The organism is Helicobacter mustelae (genome assembly GCF_900476215.1).
Taxonomy (GTDB): Bacteria; Campylobacterota; Campylobacteria; order Campylobacterales; family Helicobacteraceae; genus Helicobacter_H; species Helicobacter_H mustelae.
Genome location: NZ_LS483446.1, coordinates 351,753 through 373,979 on the forward strand (window position 1 = coordinate 351,753; position 22,227 = coordinate 373,979).

Genomic DNA, 22,227 nt, shown 5'->3' on the forward strand with positions numbered 1-22,227 from the left:
GGAGAATTCCATGAAGGCTTCCCTAAAAGGCAAAATCCTCATCGCAGTTTTTTTGGCATCCTGTCTCTCTGCCCAAGAAGGCGATTCTTTGCAAAAAGATGCTAAAACTTCTGGCAAAGAAGCGGCATCTAAAAACTCTGAGAAAGAATCCAAAAAAGAGCTAGAGGCAAATCAAAAAGCAGAGCAAATGCAAGAAAACAAATACAAGGCTGTTGTTGCCTCTGAGGGAGATGGGGAGCTAAAAGATCTCACTCCTGTCATCACCACTGCAAACCGTACTCCAACGCTTATCACAGAGGCTCCTGGAAATGTGAGCTATATCAGTGAAAAAACCATAAAAATGCAACAAAACCGCCAAATCTCCAGTGTGTTGGGACGGATTGCTGGTGTGCATGTGAAAACAGATGTTGGATACAATGGTAGACCAGGAATCTATATGCGCGGCATCCCCTATGGCACGCTTTTGATGCTAGATGGCGTGATTTTGAATGACTTGGATGGGACCTATAGGGTCATGCAATCCATCCCCACTTATGACATTGGTGGAATTGAAATCGTGCGTGGACCATTCTCTAGCCTTTATGGAACAGGCGCGATGGGCGGTGTAATCAATCTAATCTCTAAAAAGATCACAAAGCGGGATGGTCAAGCAATCATTGGATATGGAAATGAGATGGTAAGAGGTGGAGCAGAAAAAAACCTCACCCGTGGATATGTGAGCTTGGGGGATGTGTTTTTTGACAAGCGCTTGAGGGTGCGCGCTAGCTATGCTTTTAATGTCAGCGGAGGGGCTTATCGCGTCCCTGCGATTGCTAGCATTCCTGGTGGTGCGACGGGTATCACTGCTACCTTCACTGATGGCTCTCCTATTACCAACGGCGCAGAAGTGGGCTGGTCAGGACGCAATGCCTATCTTACGCAATATGGAAGATTGAGGGCAGAATATGACTGGAATGATTATGACACCACAACAGCCACGCTTATTATCACTAAAATCTCAGCAAGCCAACATGATCCCATTTCCTATCTCAAGGGGCCCAATGGCGGAACTGTATATGGCTATGGCTATGAGACCCCAGGGGCAAATGGAGGCAGCACTCCAGGCTATTCTAATCCTTTTGTTGGTTCTGGATGGATTGGCTTTAGAGAGGAATATAACTATATTGCCTCTGTTTCTCATAAGCATAATTTCACAGAAAACACCTCTCTAGATATCATCCTCTCCTCAGTGACTCTAAATAGCCAGTGGGCAGATGGTTGTGATGGGCAGGATAATTGCCAAGCACCTGGAAAAAATCCCACAACCCAAGGGCAGGGATCTTTTATGTTTGGCGGAAATGGGACTGCGATGCATAATTTTGCGACCAATAACTATTTCAGCGCCATCATCAATCACAAATTCAATGATAGACATTTGCTACTCATTGGTTTCCAAGGTCGTGTGGATAATGCAAACAATAGCTTTAGCCTCACGCCAAATTACCGCGCCAAGCAATTCTGGAAAACCTATGAGCCTGCCTATCAAGACATCAATTTCTCTGTCTATACACTTGCGGCATTTGGAAACTGGCAGGCCAATTGGAATAAATGGGTCTCTACCAACATGGGCTTGCGCTTGGACTATTGGAAGAATTACAATATCAGCACCTTTGATCGCAATAATCCCCACAATCCAAATTTGCAAACCTTCAAGGGAGTGGAGGAATTCTTCCCCTCTCCAAAATTTGCCATCAACATCACTCCTCACAAATATACCACCATCAAGGGTTCCATTGGTCTAGCATTCCATGCCCCCAATACAAGACAGATTTTTAACAATACAGATAGTGGGGTATTCCAAGTGCAAAACCCAGCCCTTGGGCCAGAATATGGTTTGCAATTTGACATCGGTATTGAGCAGAGAAATCCTTATGGCGGTGTGGCAAAGGTTTTTTACTATCAAACAGAAATGTATAATGGAATTTTCCCAAGTGGTTTGGGTACACGCCAGCATCCCATCAAAAACCTCAATGGTGCAAGAAGTAGATTCCAGGGTGTGGAGATTGAGATTGAGCAAAAGATTTATGGTGGGCTTTATTTCATGGCAAACTACACCTATACTCGTGCGATTTTGGTAAAAGATCCATCCCAGCCTGAAAATGAAGGCCATCAATATCCCTTCATCCCCAGACAGATGGGCGGATTTTCTATTAATTATGGAGATGAGGGTCCAGGATTTTATGGAAGCATCCAAGCACAAGGACAGGGCGTGGCTTATATCAACTTTAAAAATCTTCCACAGCATTTGGCCTTTGGAAATATCACACCCCGTCTCCTTATCAATATCAAGGCAGGTTGGAATTTCAAAAATGGCACCCATATCAGTGCGACTTTCTTAAACATCACCAATGAAAAGTATTATGACTATTATAGAGGTTCTGGTGCGAGCTTTTATGTAGAATTTGGCGGCAAATTCTTCTAATTTTTTAACCCTATATAATAAGGTAGGAATGCAGCGTTACTAGATTCATTCAGGGCTCAAGGGGCCAATTAGCATCTGCTTTGCTCTCAGCGCAAGAAAGCAGAGCTGCAGGGGGGAGTAATTTTTAGAGGAAGTTTTGGAAAGTAAAAAATTCTTAATAAAGACAGAAATCTTGGCAGAAAGCTGGTAGGATTATGTCGCAAAATTCTGTAAGGAGAATTCTATGAGAATTTCCATTAAGTTTTTATCCGTAGTTTTTTTTATCTCTTGTTTCTTCCTCCAAGCATCGGGTTTGCAAAATTCTTCAAAAACTTCCTCTAAGGAAATTGCCTCCAAAGATCATAAAACGTATATCAGCGCAAAGCAAGCAGATAAAAAACAAAAATCCCCCCCAAAAGATATGCTAGAAAATGAGGAAGAGGATCCCCTTGTCACTACAGCAAATGGTGGCGTGCCCACACCTATAAGTAAGGCTCCTGGAAATGTGAGCTATGTTGGAGAGGACACCATCAAAAAGCAGCAAAATCGCCAAGTGGGTAATGTGCTAAATCGCATAACTGGTGTGCATGTTTTGCCCTAAATAGAATTCACCCAAATCATCCTAAATCTTCCCAACAAGTTTTTAAGTCGATGCCCCTTTAAGAAATGCAAAATGGGGGTATTGATAGATTTGCTCATGCTCTATGTGATGCATTCCTGCATATTCCCCCTCAATTTTGTATTTTCTGATTTTTCCATGCTCCTGCCTCCTCTTTTTTGTTGCTCCATCATCAAATCCTATGTTTTTGGATTTTTCAAAAATCCCCAGGGAATCTGCTTCTTTTTTGAAGAAAATTATAAAAATATTAAAAATTTTCCAAAAATATTTCAGAATATGGTGATTTTATGGTTTAATTCTGAAGTTAAAATTATTGCATTAAAGCGATGGGGTTCAAGGAGATTTTATGAATAAAAGTAAACTTTTTATCGCAGTTTTTTTGGCATCCTGTCTCTCTGCCCAAGAAGGTGATTTGGTACAGAATGCCTCAGATGGCCCTGCTAGCAAGGAAGTAGCATCCAAAGACTCTAAGAAAGAATCCAAAAAAGAAGAAGCCAAGCTAGAGACTGACAAAAAAGCAGAGCAGGTGCAAGAAAACAAACTAAAAAGTCTTGTTGCCTCTGAAGGAGATGGGGAACTAAAAGATCTCACTCCTGTGGTGACTACTGCAAACCGCATGCCCACACTCATCACAGAAGCCCCTGGAAATGTAAGCTATGTGAGTGAAAAAAGAATCAAGTTGCAGCAAAATCGCCAATTAAGCGATGTCTTAGGGAGGATTTCAGGGCTGCATGTGAAGTCTAATATCGGATTTAATGGCAGACCACTACTTTATATGCGTGGTATTCCCTATGGTACGCTTGTGATGCTAGATGGCGTGATCTTGAATGACCTAGCAGGCCAATACAGGATCCTGCAATCTATCCCTACCTATGACATTGAGGGCATTGAGATCGTACGCGGGCCATTTTCTAGCCTTTATGGAACAGGTGCGCTTGGTGGGGTTATCAATATTATCACCAAAAAACCCACAAAACTCGAAGGTCAGGCAATCATTGGATATGGAAATGAGATGGTAAGAGGTGGAGCAGAAAAGAATCTCACCCGTGGATATGTGAGCTTGGGAAATGTGTTTTTTGACAAGCGCTTGAGGATGCGTGCGAGCTATGCCTTTAATACCAGCGGTGGAGCTTATCGCGTCCCTGCGATTGCTAGCATTCCTAGTGGTGCTAGCAATGTCACTGCGACCTATACAGATGGCTCTCCGATTTATAATGGTGCTAATGTGGGCTGGGTGGGGAGAACCGCCTATCTCACCCAAGATGCAAATTTTAAGCTAGATTATGACTGGAATGACAATGACACCACCAAATTCATCGTAAATTTCTCCACCATCTCAGAGAACCAACACGATCCCATCTCCTATCTCAAGGGTCCAAATGGTGGGACAGTCTATGGATATGGCTATGAAAGGAATGGTAAACAAGGCTATTTCAGTCCTTTCGTGGGCTCTGGATGGGCGGGTTGGCGGCAGGAGATGAATTATGTCATTTCTCTAGGTCATAAGCATGATTTCAGCGAAAACACTTCCCTAGATGTGATTTTATCAACCGTGAATTTGGTGAGCCACTGGGTGGATGGTTGTGATGGCAAAAACTGCAAGGCCCCGGGAAGAAGCCCCACAATACAGGGGCAGAATTCCTATACTTTTGGGGGCAATGGCTATAGTCTGGATAATTATGCGACCAATAATTATTTAAGCGCGATCATCAATCATAAGATTAATGAGAAGCATATTTTACTCATCGGGTTGCAGGGACGTCTAGCAGATATGAAAAACGAAAATAATTATGTACCAAATTACCGTGCCAAAGAATTTTGGAAAACCTATGACTATACCTATAATATAGAAAATGCTGGTGCCTATACGCTGGCGGCATTCATCAGCTGGCAGGCAAATTGGAATAAATATGTCTCCACAAATCTGGGCTTGCGTTTGGATTATTGGAAAAATTTTAACATCAATGCGCTCAATCGCAATGCCATCGATCCTAACTATCAAAATTTCAAAGGCACGAATAAATTCTTCCCTTCTCCTAAATTTGCCATCAATTACTCACCTTTCAAATACACTACAATCAAAGGATCCATGGGGCTAGCCTTCCGCGCACCCAATCCTCGGGAGATGTTTGCAGTCTCTTATGTCGGAGGGATCCAGGCATCAAATCCCAGTCTTGGGCCAGAATATGGCTTCCAATTTGACATCGGTATCGAGCAGCGAAATCCCTATGGCGGTATGGCTAAGGTTTATTATTACCAAACAGAAATGTATGATGGAATCTATCAAAGTGGTGGGGGTACAGCTACAAATCCCTACAAAAATATCAATGGTGGCAAAAGCCAATACAGCGGCGTGGAAATGGAGCTAGAGCAAAAGATTTATGGAGCACTGTATCTGAGTGGGAATTTCACCTACACCCGTGCAATCCTAATCAAAGACCCGCAAAATCCCAAAAATGATGGCCATCAGATTCCCATCATCCCCAAATACATGGGCGGATTATCCCTCAATTATGGGGATGAGGGCCCAGGGTTTTATGGAAGCATCCAAGCCCAAGGGCAGAGCTTTGCTTATACAAGCATCAGTAATGTCACTCCAAAGGTGGCATTTGACAACATCACAGCACGTCTCATTGTCAACCTCAAGGCAGGTTGGAATTTCAAAAATGGCACCCATATCAGTGCGACTTTCTTAAACATCACCAATGAGAAGTATTATGACTACTACAGAGGTTCTGGTGCGAGCTTTTATGTAGAATTTGGCGGCAAATTCTTCTAAGTAAAAAATCAAAATTCAAATTTTAACATTCTGAAAATAGAGAATATTTGTAGTTTTGTTGGTGTTTGCTCAAAGCGACCTTAGCACTACTTTGAGCATAGCTCTGGTTGGCATCGCAGCTCTAGTGCAGCGATTAAAAAGTCAGCGTGTTACGAATTCATCAATTTTCTTGGAAAATCTGGGGATTTCCGAAATCCTGGGGATTTTTGGAAGCTCTTTTGGAAAATTTGAAACATTATTTTACTTTTATGTAAATATTTGAGAGTAATTTGTATATTTTTTCCACAAATATATTGAACTTAAAGATAAGAAATAGTAATATTGCATCGCAAAAAATATTACATTGCAAAATACAACACAAAAAATATTAAACCAAAGGAAAATGGATGGAAATTCACACGAAAAGCAAGATTTTAGTCGCAGTTTTTTTGGCATCCTGTCTCTCTGCCCAAGAAGGTGATTTGGTACAGAATGCCTCAGATGGCCCTGCTAGCAAGGAAGTAGCATCCAAAGACTCTAAGAAAGAATCCAAAAAAGAAGAAGCCAAGCTAGAGACTGACAAAAAAGCAGAGCAGGTGCAAGAAAACAAACTAAAAAGTCTTGTTGCCTCTGAAGGAGATGGGGAACTAAAAGATCTCACTCCTGTGGTGACTACTGCAAACCGCATGCCCACACTCATCACAGAAGCCCCTGGAAATGTAAGCTATGTGAGTGAAAAAAGAATCAAGTTGCAGCAAAATCGCCAATTAAGCGATCTTTTGGGCCGTATGTCTGGTGTGCATGTGAAGGCAAATATCGGATTTAATAGCAGGCCGCAGGTTTATGTTCGCGGCATCCCCTATGGCACTATCTTGATGCTAGATGGCGTGATCTTGAATGACTTGGAATCAGACTACAGGATCATCCAGTCCATCGCGACCTATGACATTGAGGGCATTGAAATCGTGCGTGGACCATTTTCTAGCCTTTATGGAACAGGTGCGCTTGGTGGGGTTATTAATTTCATCTCCAAAAAGCCTAAAAAACTCGAAGGTCAGGCAATCATTGGATATGGAAATGAGATGGTAAGAGGTGGAGCAGAAAAGAATCTCACCCGTGGATATGTGGCCCTAGGAAATGTATTTTTGGATAAACGCTTAAGAGTAAGGGGCAGCTATGCTTTTACGACCAGTGATGGAGCTTACCGCGTCCCTGCGATTGCTAGCATTCCTAGTGGTGCGAGTAATGTCACTGCGACCTATACAGATGGCTCTCCTATTTATAATGGTGCCAATGTAGGATGGGCTGGGAGGACTGCGTTTTTTACCCAGGATGCAAGAGGGCGGGCAGAATATGACTGGAATGACAATGACACTACAAATCTAGCAATCAACTTCTCCACCATCGCAGAGGCGCAAAATTCTCCCATCTCCTATCTCAAGGGCAGAAATGGTGGAACGGTCTATGGCTATGACTATGAGATCCCAGCGACAAATGGAGGTCAAAAAACCTCTGGCTTTTATAATCCCTTCCTTGGATCTGCATGGCTAGGCTTTAGAAAGGAGGTCAATTATGTCATTTCTCTAGGTCATAAACATAATTTTAGTGAAGATACCTCTCTGGATGTCATTCTATCAACTGTAAATCTTGAGAGCCACTGGGCGGATGGCTGCAACGGGGTAGATACCTGTAAGGGGGCAGGCAGCGGACCTGGGAAGAAAGATCCTGCAGAGCAAGGGCGAAATTCTTTTGTGTTTGGAGGACGTGGATGGAGTTTGGATAATTATGCGACCAATAATTATTTAAGCGCGATCATCAATCATAAGATTAATGAGAAGCATATTTTGCTCATCGGATTGCAGGGGCGTTTTGCAGATGCCAAAATCGAAGACAATGAGATGCCAAATTACCGCGCCAAAGAATTTTGGAAAACCTATGATTTTAATGAAAAAAGAGACACGGTGAGCGTGGGCACAGGTGCTGCATTCATCAGCTGGCAGGCAAATTGGAATAAATATGTCTCTACCAATATGGGCTTGCGTTTGGATTATTGGAGGAGTTTTAATCTTAGTACTCGTGATGCTACCTCAGATATTGATCCTGGCTTGCATACCTTCAAAGGGACGAATCAATTCTTCCCTTCTCCTAAATTTGCCATCAATTACTCACCTTTCAAATACACTACTTTCAAAGGATCCATGGGGCTAGCCTTCCGCGCACCCAATGCACGCGAACTCTTTGCTACTGCGCACTCTGGGATGATCCAAATCTCTAATCCCAACCTTCATCCCGAATATGGCTTCCAATTTGACATTGGTGTGGAGCAGCGAAATCCCTATGGTGGTATGGCCAAGCTTTATTATTACCAAACAGAAATGTATGATGGAATCTATCAAAGCGGCATCGGCACATTTGACAAGCCTTTTTTGAATGTGAATGGTGGGAGGACACGGTTTAGCGGCGTGGAAATGGAGCTAGAGCAAAAAATCTATGGAGCACTGTATCTGACTGGGAACTTCACCTATACCCATGCAATCCTAGTCAAAGACCCGCAAAATCCACAAAACAACGGACATCAAATTCCCATCATCCCCAGATACATGGGTGGATTTTCACTCAATTATGGAGGGGATTTAGGGTTTTATGGTAGCATCCAGGGGCAAGGGCAGAGCTTTGCTTATACAAGCATCAGCAACAAAACTCCCAAGTTTGCCTTTGACAATATCACATCGCGCTTCCTTATCAATATCAAGGCAGGTTGGAATTTCAAAAATGGCACCCATATCAGTGCGACTTTTTTAAATATCACCAATGAGAAGTATTTCGACTACTATAGAGGGTCAGGTGCGAGCTTTTATGTGGAATTTGGTGGGAAGTTTTTCTAAGTAAAAAATCAAAATTCTAGGAGGTTTATCGTGAAGAAAATGTTTTTCATGCTTTTGGGCGTTGTTTTTCTCTCTAGTGGCGCTTTTGGCATAGAATATGAGGATTATTTTGGCAAACATCAATTGCCCCAGATTCCCAAAAAGGTAATCTATCTCAGTGCTCATATTGAGGCTCCAGCAATGCTGGAAGTATGGGATAAGGTGGTGGGCATATCAGACTATGCCCTAAGAGATGATTTGGTGCGCCGCACTGCGCCGCTGGATAAAATTGAAAAATTCCCCACAGATCATTATGCAGCCATTGATGTGGAGCGTCTGAAAAAAATGGGAGTGGATTTGGTTATCACCTATCCTGCGAATTTGCAGGCTATTGAGTTTGCCCAGCGCTTTGGGATTCATTTCCTAGCATTGCGCACAGAAAGCATCAAGGCTTTGTTCCAAGATCTGCGCACGCAGGCAAAGATTTTTGGCAAGGAGGAATTAGCAGAGAAAAAGATTGCGATGATGCAGGGGACACTAGATATGATCCAAAAGCGTCTAGCTGGGGTCAAAAAAGAAAAAAGAGTGGTGGAGATGTTCCTGCGCCCCAATCATGTGAGTGGCAAAAATGGAATGGATTCCTCCATATTGGCAAGTGCAAAAGTGGATAACATCGGAAATAAATACGTAAGCCAACCAAGAGGCGAGATCAATATAGAGAATATCGTGAGAGAAAATCCTGATGTGATTTTCCTTTGGTGGCTCAGCCCTTATAGTCCTCAGGATATCATGAAGATTCCTCAGTTAAAAAATGTCTCTGCGATTAAAAATAAACAGGTGTTTAAACTCCCTAACATTGATATCACAGGGCCTAGGACACCACTCATTTCACTATTTGTCGCAATGCATGCGTATCCGAAATATTTCTCAGATATCAATTACACAAAATACGTGCAGGATTATGAAAAAAAGATGTTTCACATCAATCCATAATCATGCAATCTTCTTGGCAGCACTCTAATTGCTGCCCTGCACGACCAACGCAAGATCACAAGCTCTTTTTTTGTGATCTTGCTTGTCCTTTTAAACCACAGGATTTTTCAATATTTTTCTTTTGTTTATTATTTTTTTAGCAGGGCTCTGAGTACCCCTTTCATAGTTCGCAGATGGTTTTTCAAGATTTCTTTTGCAAATTTTAGCTTGGAGGAGAGGGGGAGATGGCGGATTGCCTGGGAGATTTTGGGATTGATGCAAAGTGGGTCATTTTTCTTTGGCAATAAGAATGGGGTGCTTTGGGCTGCGAATGCATGGAAGAGAAAAACGATACTATAGCGCTCTAAGATCTTTTTTTGCTGATTGTTTACTTGAGGGCATGCTTGTAATTCTTGGAAAATCATGACAATTTTGGCATAGCAGGTTGCGCCAAAATAAATCTTTAGTGCATAGTAACTGGAAAAATAGGGACGTAGATTTTCTAGATGCTTTGACATCACTGCTGGGAAATTAGTTTTTTTGTTGAAGTTAGAAATCGAAAGGGAATGGACGCGGTAAATGATGCCAACAAAATCTTGGCAGACAATCTTTTTGGCAAACAAAAAGAGGATGGTCCCAAAATCACAGTCCTCAAAATCCATGCGAAATTGAAAGCGCAGATGATAGACATTTAGCAAAGAAGCTTTAAACATCCCCTTCCACGCCCAAGTAAAATAACTTGCACGATCTTGGCATAAAAGCTCTGTGCCACTTTGGAAAATGGCGTTTTTTACTGGGAAATAGGACGCTTGAAAGCTTTTGTCTTCTTCAGAAAAAATCTGGTAATCATGCCAAAGGATGTCGTAATTCTCCTGCTTGGCGGTGATGCAGCGCATCAAACAATCAGGCAAAAAATAATCATCGCTATCCAAAAAATGGATGTAGGCATTTGAGGGCATTTCTTGGAGTACAAAGGGGAGGGAATTCTCTAAATCCGTAGTAAAAACACCAGGCTCAATGCAGGAAAAATGCTCAAGAATTTCTCTTGTATCACGCCTGTAGGCTTGCGGATTGAAGCTATTAAAATGCTGCAGGCAAGGAATGCTTGGAAGCATCTTTGAGGTAGCACTTTTTGCCAAGGGGGGGGGTTGAGTTTTTGTGAGGGCCTGATTCGTGAGATTTAGGCTTTCTTCTCTGCTCTCTGTGAGGGCGTCCTTGCTAGATTCCATGTCCATGCTGTCATTTCTATTGGCGCTTCCTGCTGCATGCTCTGCTGGGAAGGTTTTAGTTTGCAGGATTTGCAGAAGGCAACGCAGCGGTGTGCCAGCAATGAGCTCGATGCCTAGATTGCGCGCGCTGGATAATCCTCCATTGGGTTTACTAATGAGTATAAATCTCTCATCCCTGCGCACAAAATCTTTTGCGATCTCAAGACTAGAATCCGTGCTGCCATCATCAATGAGGATCACCTCAAACTGGGAATAAGTTTGTTGTTGCACACTCTCTAGGCATTGGTAGAGGTATTTTTCTACATTGAAAATCGGAATGATGACAGAGAGTGTGGGCACATTTGCAATTTCTTCCCCAGAACCCTTATTTTCTTTTGAATTCTTGGCCTTTTCTCTGGAATGTTCCATTTTTTCTCCAAGTATTTTAATTTTCCTCTATGATTGCTGTTTATCACATGAAAATTTTCTTAAGATTTTATCAAAAAGCTAACGAAAGTAATAATGAAAAAGCAATCCAAGCGCGTTTTTCATAAAATTTTAAAATTTTTATTATTTATAAATTTTTCTTGATAAATTTAATAAAAAAGACAAAAATTATTGGCAATTTCCGAGAATTTGTTATTCATTTTTTAGAAATTAAAAGTATACTACCAATCGAATAGATTAAGTTCTATTTGAGATCAAAATATTTTAAACAAGGAGACGCAGATGAGACTTACTCCAAAAGAACTGGATAAGATGATGTTGCATTATGCCGGTGAGTTGGCAAAGAAGCGTAAGGAAAGAGGCGTAAAGCTAAATTATGTAGAAGCTGTTGCTCTCATTAGTATGGAAATCATGGAACATGCAAGAGAGGGCAAAAAGACTGTGGCTGATTTGATGAGCTTGGGTCGACAGGTTCTCAAAGCAGAGGATGTAATGGATGGTGTAGCAGCTCTGGTGCATGAAGTGCAAATTGAAGTATGCTTCCCTGATGGCACAAAGCTTGTAACTGTGCATAACCCAATTGAGAATAATGGCAAGCTCCATCCTGGTGAATTCATCCTAAAAGACGAGGACATTGTGCTCAATGCAGGAAAAGAGGCTATAGAGGTTAAGGTAAGCAACAAAGGTGATAGACCTATTCAAGTGGGTTCACACTTCCATTTCTTTGAGACCAATAAACTGCTTGAGTTTGATAGAGAAAAAGCTTATGGCAGAAGACTTGACATTGCTTCAGGAACATCTGTGAGATTTGAACCAGGTGAGAGCAAAACTGTACGATTGATTCAGTTTGGTGGAAATCAAAGAATCTTTGGATTCAATGATCTTAACAATGGGCAAGTCAATGAGGACAACAAGAGAAAGGCTCTAGCTGCGGCAAAAGCTAAGGGTTTTATAAAATAAGGGAGAGTGAAAAATGATTAAGATTTCAAGAAAAGAATATGTTTCAATGTATGGACCAACCACAGGAGATAAAGTAAGACTTGGAGACACAGAACTCATCGCAGAAATCGAAAAAGACTATACAGTTTATGGAGAAGAGATCAAGTTTGGTGGTGGTAAGACCATCCGCGATGGTATGTCACAATCTGTGAGTCCCGATGTAAATGAACTCGATGCAGTGATCACAAATGCAATGATCATTGACTATACAGGAATTTACAAAGCAGACATCGGCATCAAAGATGGCAAGATCGCAGGAATTGGCAAAGCAGGAAACAGAGATACGCAAGATGGTGTGGGCATGGATTTGGTCGTAGGTGCTAGCACAGAAGCAATCGCGGGTGAAGGTTTGATTGTCACAGCTGGTGGAATTGACACTCATATTCACTTTATTTCTCCTACACAAATTCCCACAGCACTTTATAGTGGTGTCACTACAATGATTGGTGGTGGTACAGGTCCTGCGGCAGGTACTTTTGCAACTACGATTTCTCCTGGTGAGTGGAATATCAAACAAATGATTCGCGCTGCTGAGGAATACACCATGAATCTTGGATTTTTTGGTAAGGGCAATACATCTAATGTAAAAGCGCTTGAGGATCAAATCAAAGCAGGTGCGCTAGGATTTAAGGTACATGAGGACTGGGGCTCCACTCCTGCTGTAATCAATCATTCTCTCAATATTGCAGAGAAATATGATGTACAAGTTGCCATCCACACAGATACGCTCAATGAGGGAGGTGCTGTGGAAGATACGTTAGCAGCAATCGGTGGTAGAACTATCCACACTTTCCATACAGAAGGCGCAGGCGGTGGACATGCTCCAGATATTATTAAGGCAGCAGGAGAGGCGAATATTTTGCCAGCTTCTACCAATCCTACAATTCCTTTCACAAAGAATACAAAAGATGAGCACTTGGATATGTTGATGGTTTGCCACCATTTGGACAAAAACATCAAAGAAGACGTTGCGTTTGCAGATAGCCGTATCCGCCCTGAAACCATCGCAGCAGAAGATGCTTTGCATGATATGGGGATTTTCTCTATCACTAGCTCTGACTCTCAGGCGATGGGACGCGTAGGAGAGGTAATTACTAGAACTTGGCAGGTGGCAGATAAATCCAAAAAAGAATTTGGTCGCTTGAAAGAAGAGACTGGTGATAATGACAATTTTAGAATCAAGCGCTATGTTTCTAAGTACACCATTAATCCAGCCATTGCGCATGGAATCTCTGATTATATCGGATCTGTAGAAAAGGGTAAAATCGCAGATTTGGTTTTGTGGGATCCAGGTCTTTTTGGAATCAAGCCTGAGACAATCATCAAAGGCGGTATGATTGTTGCATCCAAAATGGGAGATTCCAATGCTTCTATCCCAACTCCAGAGCCTGTAGTGTACAAAGATATGTTTGGCGCGCATGGAAAGGCAAAGTATAAGTGCAATGTGACTTTTGTCTCTCAGGCTTCCCTAGATCTTGGAATCAAAGAAGAATTGGGGCTTGAGCGAACATTGCTGCCAGTGAAGAATTGCAGAAACATTGGGAAAAGAGATATGAAGTTTAATGATGTTGTCGCACATATTGACGTGAATCCAGAGACCTACAAAGTTAAAGTAAATGGCAAAGAGGTTACATCTAAGTCTGCAGATAGTGTACCACTAAGTCAGCTTTATAATTTGTTTTAATTTTTATTTTAGAATAAATCTGCTCATTTGAGCAGATTTGTTGATTTTTTTTGACAAAGGATAAAAAATGAAGGAGAAAAAATGTTAGGTATCGTTTTGTTGTATGTAGCGATTGTTTTGATCAGCAACGGGATTTGCCGTATCTCTAATTGCGATGCGAAATCTGCGGCTGTGATGAATATTTTTGTAGGTGGACTCTCTTTGATCCTCAACATCGTGGTTATTATCCATGGTGAAGATTTTGATGGCAATGGTAGTGCGGATTTCTACGCTGCTGGAACAGGATTACTCTTTGGGTTTACCTATTTGTTTGTTGCGCTCAACAATCTACTTAAGTTGGACTTAAGACCTTATGGTTGGTATAGTCTATTTGTTGCGATCAACTCCATCCCTGCGGCATATTATAGCTATATCACAGGTACAGAAGAGGGTGCATGGTTTGCGCTTATCTGGCTTGCTTGGGGTGTATTGTGGCTTACAGGTTTCATAGAAACTGTGTTGAAAATTGAACTCAAATTCGTTCCATATCTAGCGATCTTGGAGGGAATTCTCACTGCATGGATCCCTGCGTGGCTAATCTTTAGAGGATACTGGAGTTGATTAAGGTCACAAAGATTTTGGGCAATGTCCAAAATCTGCAGGATTCTGCCAAGCAAAGAGACATCATCCCCATTGAGTGGTATGATGTGCGTAAGAAGATTGCACGTTGGCAGAGTAGGGCAGGTAGGGATATTGCCATGCGCTTGGAATCTGCTCCTATCACGGGAATTGGCGATGGAGACATCCTTTATGAGGATGAAAATGTGGTAGTGATTTTTGAGATCCTGCCCATTGAAGTCTTGAGCGTTCTTGTAAGGGGGGATATGCAGATTGCTCAGTTTTGTTATGAGATTGGGAATCGGCACGCACCTCTTTTTGTAGGTGACATGGAGGTAGAGAATGGTTTGGAGTTGCTGACTCCTTATGAATTTCCATTAAAAAAACTTACAGAAAAATTAAATTTAGAACATTGCGCGAAGCGATGCAAATTGGATTCTAAAAGGCGCTTCAATGTGAGCATGCCGCATCGAGAGAGAGCGATGAAAATAACAATCAGCGATGATTTTAGTATCACAAAAAAATAGAGGGATTCAATGGCACTTCATAAGGATTTTTTGTTATTACAAATTAATGATTCTTTATTTCCCATCGGAGGATACACGCATTCCTTTGGGTTAGAGAGTTATATTCAAAAGGGTGTGATTACAAACAAAAAACAGGCATTGGAGTATTTAATTTCCAATCTTAGCACCCAAATTCTTTATACAGATTTATTGATGATTAAGCTCATTTTTGAAGCAGGAGAGAATCTTGATGAGATCTTGGAGCTGGAAAGTTTGGTGCATGCAGCGACTCCTGCGAGCGAAATGCGAGAGGGCGCGCATAAGCTTGGCATGCGATTTATCAAAACTACTCAGGTCATGATGCAAGAAAGTAAACCCTTTTTTCAAGAATATGCAAAAAATAGCAAATACGCAGTTCATGCGAGTGCTTATGGGGTATTTTGTATGGCGTATAAGATCCCATTGGAAAAGGCGGTGCGCCATTATTTGTATGCGCAAGCCTCAAGTATCGTGACAAATTGCGTGAAAACAATCCCTCTTTCACAGAGTGATGGGCAGGTAATTTTGACGCAATTGCATGAAAAATTTGATTGGATCTGTCATAAATTAAAAGATTTGAGTAGAGATTATTTTTGTAACGCAAGTGTGCATAATGATATCAAAGCAATGCAGCATGAGAATTTGTATTCTCGATTATATATGTCCTAAGGAGTAAAACATGGTAAAAATAGGAGTTTGTGGACCCGTTGGAAGTGGTAAAACAGCATTGATTGAATGCCTTACGCGTTTGATGAGCAAGGAGTATTCTATGGGTGTCATCACCAATGATGTTTATACTAAAGAAGATGCGGAATTTATGAGTAAAAATTCTGTCATGCCAAGAGATCGCATCATCGGGGTGGAGACTGGTGGCTGCCCTCATACTGCCATCAGAGAAGACGCTTCGATGAATCTTGAGGCAGTGGAAGAGATGATGCAGAGATTTCCAGATATTGAGATTTTGCTCATTGAGAGTGGCGGAGATAATCTTTCTGCGACCTTTAGTCCTGAGCTTGCGGATTTTACGATCTTTGTAATTGATGTGGCAGAGGGAGACAAGATCCCAAGGAAGGGTGGTCCTGGCATCACGAGATCAGATCTCTTAGTGATCAATAAAATCGATTTGGCTCCTTATGTGGGTGCAGATTTGGGAGTGATGGATCGAGATTCTAAGAGAATGCGTGGGGACAAACCCTTTCTTTTCACCAATATTCGAGAAAAGCAGGGTGTGGATCAGGTGATTGCGTGGATCAAAAAGCATGCATTGCTTGAGGAATAACAATGACGCATTATACGCAGGCAACAAAATTACGACTAAAAACTAAACACGGGCTGAGTGGAAAAAGCGTCATTGAAGATATGTTTTTCACCCCTCCTTTGAAGATTATTCATCCCATTTATGATGGTGATATTGCCAACATCATGCTGATTTCTGTATCTGCTGGGTTGATGAAGGGCGATGATCAAGAGATTGAGCTTGACATTGGAGATAGGAGTTTGGTTCGCTTGACCTCTCAGAGTTTTGAAAAAATCCATGACACAGAGGATGGCAAGGCTTCTAGACATACAAAAATTCATGTGGGTAAGGATGCATTGCTAGATTTTTCACCCCTCCCCATCTTGCCTTTTGGGAATGCGAGTTTTGATAATTTCACCCATATCATTTTGGATAAAGACTCCCGTCTCTATCATAATGAAATCTATTGTGCAGGCAGGGTGAGTCGAGGTGAGGTTTTTGCATTCAAGAGGCTGGATTCCAAGCTTTCTATAAAAATTGATGGGGAATTGGTGTTTTTTGATAACATGCTCTTAGAGCCTGAGTTCATGGATCTGAAGAGTTGTTGCATGTTTGGGGATTATACGCATTATTTGAATTTGGTTATTTATGATAGAAATGTGGATTTTGAGATATTGCGCCAGAGAGTTGTGGATTCTCCCTTGAATGCGGCTGTGAGTCGTCATGATGCAGTGATTGTCGTGAAAGCATTGGATTATGGTAGCGAGCCTTTGTTGGATTTTAAACGGGATTTATTAGAAGGTTTGCTCTAAAATTAAGGGAGATTCGCAAGATTTTACAAAAGAATCTTGCGAATTTTGCAAAAGAATCTTGACAAGATTGACTTTGTTTCTGTATAATTTCTCTTTTCAAATCGTGCTGGTTTAGCTCAGTTGGTAGAGCAGCTGCCTTGTAAGCAGCAGGCCGGGGGTTCGAGTCCCTTAACCAGCTCCATCAAACCTTACAGACCTTCTGTTTCAGTGTTTGACCAGTTTCTCTATGTTATGTTGGTGAGATACTCAAGTGGCCAACGAGGGCAGACTGTAAATCTGCTGACTTTGTCTTCCGTGGTTCGAATCCACGTCTCACCACCATTTGATAGAGATTTTAGAGATAAGTGATGCGGGAATAGCTCAGTTGGCTAGAGCATCAGCCTTCCAAGCTGAGGGTCGCGGGTTCGAGCCCCGTTTCCCGCTCCATTTACTGGGAGCTGAAATTCTACGAGATTGATTTTTTTCATAGCTCCTTTATTATGCCCATATAGCTCAGTGGCAGAGCACTTCCTTGGTAAGGAAGAGGTCGGCGGTTCAATCCCGCTTATGGGCTCCAGTTTTTTAAACTTTACGCATTGAAGAGATTTAAAATTTTTATAAGTGGTTTTTTATAGAATGCTTGTTTTAGATCTCAGAATTAAAATAGGAGTGAAAAATGGCTAAAGAAAAATTTGTCAAAACAAAACCGCATGTTAATATTGGGACAATTGGACACGTCGATCATGGTAAAACCACTTTGAGCGCTGCGATTTCTGCAGTTTTGGCGACAAAGGGTCTGGCAGAATTGAGGGATTATGATAATATCGATAATGCTCCTGAAGAAAAAGAAAGGGGGATTACCATTGCTACCTCTCACATTGAGTATGAAACAGAAAATCGCCACTATGCACACGTAGACTGCCCAGGGCATGCTGACTATGTAAAAAACATGATTACAGGTGCTGCACAGATGGATGGCGCAATTCTTGTTGTTTCTGCAGCGGATGGTCCCATGCCACAGACAAGAGAGCATATTCTTCTTTCAAGACAAGTGGGTGTTCCCTATATCGTTGTATTTTTGAATAAGCAGGATATGGTGGATGATCAAGAATTGCTAGATCTTGTTGAAATGGAAGTAAGAGAGCTTTTGAGCGCTTATGATTTCCCTGGAGATGACACACCAATCGTAGCGGGTTCTGCTCTCAAGGCTTTGGAAGAAGCTAAGGCTGGCAATGTTGGTGAATGGGGCGAAAAAGTATTGAAGCTTATGGCAGAAATTGATAGCTACATTCCAACTCCAGAAAGAGACACTGACAAAACATTCCTCATGCCGGTAGAAGATGTATTTTCCATCGCAGGTCGTGGAACTGTTGTTACAGGAAGAATTGACAGAGGTGTGGTAAAAGTAGGTGATGAAGTAGAGATTGTAGGGATCAGAAATACACAAAAAACCACCGTTACTGGCGTAGAAATGTTTAGAAAAGAGCTTGACAAAGGTGAGGCTGGCGACAATGTTGGTGTGCTTTTGAGAGGAACCAAAAAAGAAGATGTTATTAGAGGCATGGTTCTTTGTAAACCAGGTTCCATCACACCACACAAAAAATTTGAAGGTGAGATTTATGTTCTCTCCAAAGAAGAAGGCGGAAGACACACTCCATTCTTTGATGGTTATAGACCGCAATTCTATGTAAGAACTACGGATGTTACGGGTTCTATTAAACTTCCTGAGGGTGTAGAAATGGTTATGCCAGGTGACAACATTAAGATTGTTGTAGAATTAATTACTCCCATTGCTCTTGAATTAGGAACCAAATTCGCTATCAGAGAAGGTGGTAGAACTGTGGGCGCTGGTGTCGTTACAAAAATCGTAGAGTAATTAGGGTATAGCAATGAAAGTTAAAATAGGATTGAAGTGTTCTGAGTGTGGAGATATTAATTACAGCACTACCAAGAATGCTAAGACAAATACAGAAAAACTGGAGCTTAAAAAATTCTGTCCAAGACTGAATAAGCATACAATGCATAAAGAAGTGAAATTAAAAAGCTAGGGATTCCTAGCTTTTTTAGGTCAGTAGCTCCAATGGTAGAGCGTCGGTCTCCAAAACCGAGTGTTGGGGGTTCGAGTCCCTCCTGGCCTGCCATTTGTGAATGGAAGTGAGATTATGAACAAGAAAATAATTACATATTATCGATTAGCTAGAGAAGAACTTTCTAAGGTGATTTTTCCTACAAAAGAGCAAATTAGAAATGCGTTGATTTCTGTTGCGGTTGTGGTAGTTTCAATTTCCATTTTTTTAGCGATTGTAGATCTTATTTTATCTGCTTCTGTATCTAGTATTCTTTGAATATAGGAGAGATTATGTTATTAGATTGGTATGCAATACAAACTTATTCTGGTAGTGAGCAATCAGTAGAAAAAGCGGTAAAAAACCTTCTAGATAATGCGAATATTGAATGTCGTATTGTTGTGCCTACTGAAGATGTTTTTGAATATAAGAATGGTAAAAAGATTACCAAAAAGAGAAGTATTTATCCCGGATATGTATTTATTCAGGTTAATTTAACTACTTCAATTTGGCATATGATACAGAGACTGCCAAAGGTTTCTAAATTTATTGGGGAAGATAAAAAACCTACACCCTTAAGTAGAGAGGATGTAGCTTCTATTTTGGAGAAAGTTGAAAAAAGATCGGATCCAAAACCCAAAATCTATTTTGGTAAGGGTGAGATTGTTAGGATTATCAATGGACCCTTTATAAATTTTACAGCTATGGTTGAAGAGTATGATGTCGAACACGAGAAGTTAAAACTCAATGTTTCTATTTTTGGTAGAAATACTCCTATAGAAATACTGTATTCACAAGTAGAAAAAATAGTATAAAAATTTAAGGATGAGAAATGGCAAAGAAAATTGTTGGTGAATTAAAGCTTCAGATTCCAGCTGGTAAGGCGAACCCATCTCCACCTGTTGGACCTGCTTTGGGGCAAAGAGGCGTGAATATCATGGAATTTTGCAAGGCTTTTAATGAAAGAACAAAGGACATGGGAAATTTCAATATCCCTGTGATTATCACGGTCTATCAAGATAAGAGTTTTAGTTTTATTACAAAAAAACCCCCGGTGACAGATTTGATTAAGAAAGCAGCAAATATCACGAAGGGATCTGATAATCCTCTGAAAAATAAAATTGGCAAATTAACACAGAAACAGCTTGAAGAGATTGCTAGTACAAAAATGGAAGATTTGAATGCTGTGGATATAGAGGCTGCTAAGAAAATTGTAGCAGGTAGTGCTAGAAGCATGGGAATTGAAATTATTGATTGATAAAATTTAAATTTTGAATTGGAGTTAAGGTATGGGAAAAAAGGTAGCCAAAAGATTGGAAAATTTGTTATCAAAGTTTGATAATACACAATTATTTAGTTTGGAAAACGGAGTGAAAACTGTCAAAACTTTAGCCTCTGCTAAATTTGATGAAACAGTGGAAATTTCGTTGAGACTTGGCGTCGACCCAAGACATGCCGATCAGATGATAAGGGGTGCTGTAGTATTACCAAATGGTACGGGAAAAAAAGTGAGAGTTGCTGTATTTGCCAAGGGATTAAAAGCAGATGAGGCCAGAAGTGCCGGTGCTGATGTTGTTGGTGATGATGATTTGGTTGAAGAAATTAAGAATGGTAACTTGAATTTTGATATGGTAATTGCTACTCCAGATATGATGGCCCTTGTTGGTAAGGTTGGTAGGATTTTGGGTCCAAAGGGATTGATGCCAAATCCAAAAACAGGGACTGTGACAATGGAGGTTAGCAAAGCTGTAGAAAATGCAAAGGGGGGTCAGGTGAATTTTAGAGTAGATAAAAAAGGTAATATTCACGCGCCTCTTGGAAAAGTAAGTTTCACTGAAGAGAAAATTCAGGAAAATCTGACAGAATTTATTAAGACCATCAATCGATTGAAACCTGCAAGTGCTAAGGGAAAATACATCAGAGGAGCAGCATTGTCGCTGACCATGTCTCCATCTGTCAAGCTTGAAACACAAGAATTAATTGATTTGAAGTAAGTTGATCTTTAGACTGAAGAGTATAAGGGCTTTTGCTTAATTTGTAATGTTACTCCTTATATGAAGTTTGAGTCTAGAAAGGAGGAAAAATGACGAAGCAAGATAAGAAACTTTTAGTTGAATCACTAAGTGCAGATTTCAGGGCTTCCAATTCTTTGATTGTTTGTGATTATAAGGGTCTTAGCGTAGCAAAATTAGAAGCTTTGAGAAAGGCTGCTAGGGATGCTGATGCAAAAGTCCAGGTGATCAAAAACACGTTAGCAAAGATTGCGCTGAAAGATGCAGGTTATCCAGATTTTGAATTAAAAGACACGAATATCTTTATTTGGAGCAATGAACAAATTTCTCTTTCAAAATTTGTTATTAAATTTGCTGATGAACATAAAGATTTTTTTCGCGCGAAAGTTGGTTGCTTTGATGGCGAAGTGGTTGATGTCAATCACATTACTTCGATCTCCAAACTACCTAGTCGGGATGAGCTTATTGGTATGTTGCTTTCTGTTTGGATGGGTCCAGCGAGATATTTTGTCACTGCATTGGATAATCTCAAGAAACAAAAAGAAAGTGAATAAAAAGAATGAATTAAGGAGTGAAAATGGCTATAACAAAAGAAGAAATTTTGGATTATATTAGTGGTTTGTCAGTTTTAGAGCTATCAGAATTGGTGAAAGCATTTGAAGAGAAATTTGGTGTGTCCGCTGCTCCCACAGTAGTAGCGGGTGCGGTTGCTGCTGGTGGTGCCGCAGTGGAAGAAAAAACAGAGTTCAATGTAGTGCTCACAGATGCAGGCGCAAACAAAATCAATGTCATCAAAGTGGTGAGAGAGATCACAGGCCTTGGGCTCAAAGAGGCTAAAGAAGCCACTGAGGCAACACCAAGCGTATTGAAAGAAGGTGTTAACAAAGAAGATGCAGAAAACTTTAAGAAAAAATTAGAGGAAGCTGGTGCAAAAGTAGAAATTAAATGACACTTTTGCTTGAAGAAAAAACAAACCCGAGGTCATTTA

At 40.9% G+C, this 22,227-nt stretch carries 21 protein-coding genes and 5 tRNA genes; 25 read left to right on the forward strand and 1 reads right to left on the reverse strand.

The annotated features are described in order from the left end of the window. Positions 1-10: 10 nt before the first annotated feature. The 5 genes from DQN48_RS01655 (at position 11) to DQN48_RS01685 (ending at position 9,674) form a co-directional block, all read left to right on the forward strand. A complete protein-coding gene (locus tag DQN48_RS01655; RefSeq protein ID WP_013022654.1) occupies positions 11-2,461 on the forward strand; it encodes a TonB-dependent receptor in 2,451 nt (816 codons plus the stop codon). 223 nt (positions 2,462-2,684) lie between these two features. After that, the gene (locus DQN48_RS01660; RefSeq protein ID WP_041913056.1) at positions 2,685-3,041 is read left to right on the forward strand and encodes a Plug domain-containing protein; all 357 of its coding nucleotides are present in this window, start codon (positions 2,685-2,687) and stop codon (positions 3,039-3,041) included. A gap of 364 nt (positions 3,042-3,405) precedes the next feature. Then, a complete protein-coding gene (locus tag DQN48_RS01670; RefSeq protein ID WP_013022655.1) occupies positions 3,406-5,838 on the forward strand; it encodes a TonB-dependent receptor in 2,433 nt (810 codons plus the stop codon). 386 nt (positions 5,839-6,224) lie between these two features. Continuing rightward, on the forward strand, positions 6,225-8,702 hold the full coding sequence (locus tag DQN48_RS01680) for a TonB-dependent receptor (RefSeq protein ID WP_013022656.1): 2,478 nt from the start codon (positions 6,225-6,227) through the stop codon (positions 8,700-8,702). Between the two features lie 39 nt (positions 8,703-8,741). Further along, complete coding sequence (locus DQN48_RS01685) at positions 8,742-9,674, forward strand: ABC transporter substrate-binding protein (protein ID WP_041913259.1); 933 nt, start codon at positions 8,742-8,744, stop codon at positions 9,672-9,674. Between the two features lie 128 nt (positions 9,675-9,802). On the opposite strand, the gene DQN48_RS01690 is transcribed toward DQN48_RS01685, so the two are convergent. Then, positions 9,803-11,290 (reverse strand): glycosyltransferase family 2 protein, encoded by a 1,488-nt coding sequence (locus DQN48_RS01690; protein ID WP_013022658.1) that lies wholly within the window; start codon positions 11,288-11,290, stop codon positions 9,803-9,805. A gap of 300 nt (positions 11,291-11,590) precedes the next feature. Here DQN48_RS01690 and ureA point away from each other — a divergent pair, with 300 nt between their 5' ends. From ureA to rplL, 20 genes are all read left to right on the forward strand, one after another. Further along, the gene (ureA, locus tag DQN48_RS01695; protein WP_013022659.1) at positions 11,591-12,268 is read left to right on the forward strand and encodes an urease subunit alpha; all 678 of its coding nucleotides are present in this window, start codon (positions 11,591-11,593) and stop codon (positions 12,266-12,268) included. A 13-nt stretch (positions 12,269-12,281) separates the two neighbouring features. Beyond that, positions 12,282-13,991: an urease subunit beta gene (gene ureB / locus DQN48_RS01700; protein ID WP_013022660.1), complete on the forward strand. Its 1,710-nt coding sequence runs from the start codon at positions 12,282-12,284 to the stop codon at positions 13,989-13,991. An 81-nt stretch (positions 13,992-14,072) separates the two neighbouring features. Beyond that, complete coding sequence (locus tag DQN48_RS01705) at positions 14,073-14,591, forward strand: AmiS/UreI family transporter (RefSeq protein WP_013022661.1); 519 nt, start codon at positions 14,073-14,075, stop codon at positions 14,589-14,591. Then, on the forward strand, positions 14,588-15,115 hold the full coding sequence (ureE, locus tag DQN48_RS01710; RefSeq protein WP_013022662.1) for an urease accessory protein UreE: 528 nt from the start codon (positions 14,588-14,590) through the stop codon (positions 15,113-15,115). The genes DQN48_RS01705 and ureE overlap by 4 nt, the downstream gene beginning before the upstream one ends. 9 nt (positions 15,116-15,124) lie before the next feature. Further along, positions 15,125-15,802, forward strand: coding sequence for an urease accessory protein UreF (locus tag DQN48_RS01715; protein WP_013022663.1), 678 nt, complete (start codon positions 15,125-15,127; stop codon positions 15,800-15,802). 10 nt (positions 15,803-15,812) lie between these two features. Continuing rightward, the gene (gene ureG, locus DQN48_RS01720; RefSeq protein WP_013022664.1) at positions 15,813-16,412 is read left to right on the forward strand and encodes an urease accessory protein UreG; all 600 of its coding nucleotides are present in this window, start codon (positions 15,813-15,815) and stop codon (positions 16,410-16,412) included. Between the two features lie 2 nt (positions 16,413-16,414). Then, positions 16,415-17,182, forward strand: coding sequence for an urease accessory protein UreD (locus DQN48_RS01725; protein ID WP_013022665.1), 768 nt, complete (start codon positions 16,415-16,417; stop codon positions 17,180-17,182). Positions 17,183-17,287: 105 nt separating this feature from the next. Then, positions 17,288-17,363 (forward strand) — tRNA-Thr (locus tag DQN48_RS01730). A gap of 55 nt (positions 17,364-17,418) precedes the next feature. Next, positions 17,419-17,503, forward strand: a tRNA-Tyr gene (locus DQN48_RS01735). Positions 17,504-17,531: 28 nt separating this feature from the next. Then, a tRNA-Gly gene (locus DQN48_RS01740) sits at positions 17,532-17,608 on the forward strand. 55 nt (positions 17,609-17,663) lie between these two features. Further along, positions 17,664-17,738: transfer RNA gene (locus DQN48_RS01745), tRNA-Thr, on the forward strand. 99 nt (positions 17,739-17,837) lie between these two features. Next, entirely contained in the window at positions 17,838-19,037 is a 1,200-nt protein-coding gene (gene tuf, locus DQN48_RS01750; RefSeq protein ID WP_013022666.1) for an elongation factor Tu, read from the forward strand. A 13-nt stretch (positions 19,038-19,050) separates the two neighbouring features. Then, positions 19,051-19,209: a 50S ribosomal protein L33 gene (rpmG, locus tag DQN48_RS01755; protein ID WP_041913059.1), complete on the forward strand. Its 159-nt coding sequence runs from the start codon at positions 19,051-19,053 to the stop codon at positions 19,207-19,209. Between the two features lie 17 nt (positions 19,210-19,226). After that, positions 19,227-19,302, forward strand: a tRNA-Trp gene (locus DQN48_RS01760). Positions 19,303-19,323: 21 nt separating this feature from the next. Next, a complete protein-coding gene (gene secE, locus DQN48_RS01765) occupies positions 19,324-19,506 on the forward strand; it encodes a preprotein translocase subunit SecE (RefSeq protein WP_041913060.1) in 183 nt (60 codons plus the stop codon). Positions 19,507-19,520: 14 nt separating this feature from the next. Beyond that, the gene (gene nusG, locus DQN48_RS01770) at positions 19,521-20,042 is read left to right on the forward strand and encodes a transcription termination/antitermination protein NusG (RefSeq protein ID WP_013022668.1); all 522 of its coding nucleotides are present in this window, start codon (positions 19,521-19,523) and stop codon (positions 20,040-20,042) included. Between the two features lie 17 nt (positions 20,043-20,059). Continuing rightward, complete coding sequence (gene rplK, locus DQN48_RS01775) at positions 20,060-20,485, forward strand: 50S ribosomal protein L11 (RefSeq protein WP_013022669.1); 426 nt, start codon at positions 20,060-20,062, stop codon at positions 20,483-20,485. Positions 20,486-20,516: 31 nt separating this feature from the next. Continuing rightward, positions 20,517-21,221: a 50S ribosomal protein L1 gene (gene rplA / locus DQN48_RS01780; protein ID WP_013022670.1), complete on the forward strand. Its 705-nt coding sequence runs from the start codon at positions 20,517-20,519 to the stop codon at positions 21,219-21,221. Between the two features lie 89 nt (positions 21,222-21,310). Beyond that, on the forward strand, positions 21,311-21,793 hold the full coding sequence (rplJ, locus tag DQN48_RS01785; protein ID WP_013022671.1) for a 50S ribosomal protein L10: 483 nt from the start codon (positions 21,311-21,313) through the stop codon (positions 21,791-21,793). 23 nt (positions 21,794-21,816) lie between these two features. Continuing rightward, positions 21,817-22,188 (forward strand): 50S ribosomal protein L7/L12, encoded by a 372-nt coding sequence (rplL, locus tag DQN48_RS01790; RefSeq protein ID WP_013022672.1) that lies wholly within the window; start codon positions 21,817-21,819, stop codon positions 22,186-22,188. Positions 22,189-22,227 lie beyond the last annotated feature (39 nt).

Excerpts from the sequence above, each read along its gene's own strand:
- rplJ (WP_013022671.1), top strand. The coding sequence starts at position 21,311 with ATGACGAAGCAAGATAAGAAACTTTTAGTTGAATCACTAAGTGCAGAT.
- DQN48_RS01685 (WP_041913259.1), top strand. The coding sequence starts at position 8,742 with ATGTTTTTCATGCTTTTGGGCGTTGTTTTTCTCTCTAGTGGCGCTTTT.
- DQN48_RS01715 (WP_013022663.1), top strand. The coding sequence starts at position 15,125 with ATGGCACTTCATAAGGATTTTTTGTTATTACAAATTAATGATTCTTTA.
- rpmG (WP_041913059.1), top strand. The coding sequence starts at position 19,051 with ATGAAAGTTAAAATAGGATTGAAGTGTTCTGAGTGTGGAGATATTAAT.
- DQN48_RS01660 (WP_041913056.1), top strand. The coding sequence starts at position 2,685 with ATGAGAATTTCCATTAAGTTTTTATCCGTAGTTTTTTTTATCTCTTGT.
- ureB (WP_013022660.1), top strand. The coding sequence starts at position 12,282 with ATGATTAAGATTTCAAGAAAAGAATATGTTTCAATGTATGGACCAACC.
- DQN48_RS01725 (WP_013022665.1), top strand. The coding sequence starts at position 16,415 with ATGACGCATTATACGCAGGCAACAAAATTACGACTAAAAACTAAACAC.
- DQN48_RS01690 (WP_013022658.1), bottom strand. The coding sequence starts at position 11,290 with ATGGAACATTCCAGAGAAAAGGCCAAGAATTCAAAAGAAAATAAGGGT.
- ureA (WP_013022659.1), top strand. The coding sequence starts at position 11,591 with ATGAGACTTACTCCAAAAGAACTGGATAAGATGATGTTGCATTATGCC.
- DQN48_RS01705 (WP_013022661.1), top strand. The coding sequence starts at position 14,073 with ATGTTAGGTATCGTTTTGTTGTATGTAGCGATTGTTTTGATCAGCAAC.
- rplA (WP_013022670.1), top strand. The coding sequence starts at position 20,517 with ATGGGAAAAAAGGTAGCCAAAAGATTGGAAAATTTGTTATCAAAGTTT.
- DQN48_RS01670 (WP_013022655.1), top strand. The coding sequence starts at position 3,406 with ATGAATAAAAGTAAACTTTTTATCGCAGTTTTTTTGGCATCCTGTCTC.
- ureG (WP_013022664.1), top strand. The coding sequence starts at position 15,813 with ATGGTAAAAATAGGAGTTTGTGGACCCGTTGGAAGTGGTAAAACAGCA.
- secE (WP_041913060.1), top strand. The coding sequence starts at position 19,324 with ATGAACAAGAAAATAATTACATATTATCGATTAGCTAGAGAAGAACTT.
- rplK (WP_013022669.1), top strand. The coding sequence starts at position 20,060 with ATGGCAAAGAAAATTGTTGGTGAATTAAAGCTTCAGATTCCAGCTGGT.
- nusG (WP_013022668.1), top strand. The coding sequence starts at position 19,521 with ATGTTATTAGATTGGTATGCAATACAAACTTATTCTGGTAGTGAGCAA.
- DQN48_RS01680 (WP_013022656.1), top strand. The coding sequence starts at position 6,225 with ATGGAAATTCACACGAAAAGCAAGATTTTAGTCGCAGTTTTTTTGGCA.
- rplL (WP_013022672.1), top strand. The coding sequence starts at position 21,817 with ATGGCTATAACAAAAGAAGAAATTTTGGATTATATTAGTGGTTTGTCA.
- DQN48_RS01655 (WP_013022654.1), top strand. The coding sequence starts at position 11 with ATGAAGGCTTCCCTAAAAGGCAAAATCCTCATCGCAGTTTTTTTGGCA.
- tuf (WP_013022666.1), top strand. The coding sequence starts at position 17,838 with ATGGCTAAAGAAAAATTTGTCAAAACAAAACCGCATGTTAATATTGGG.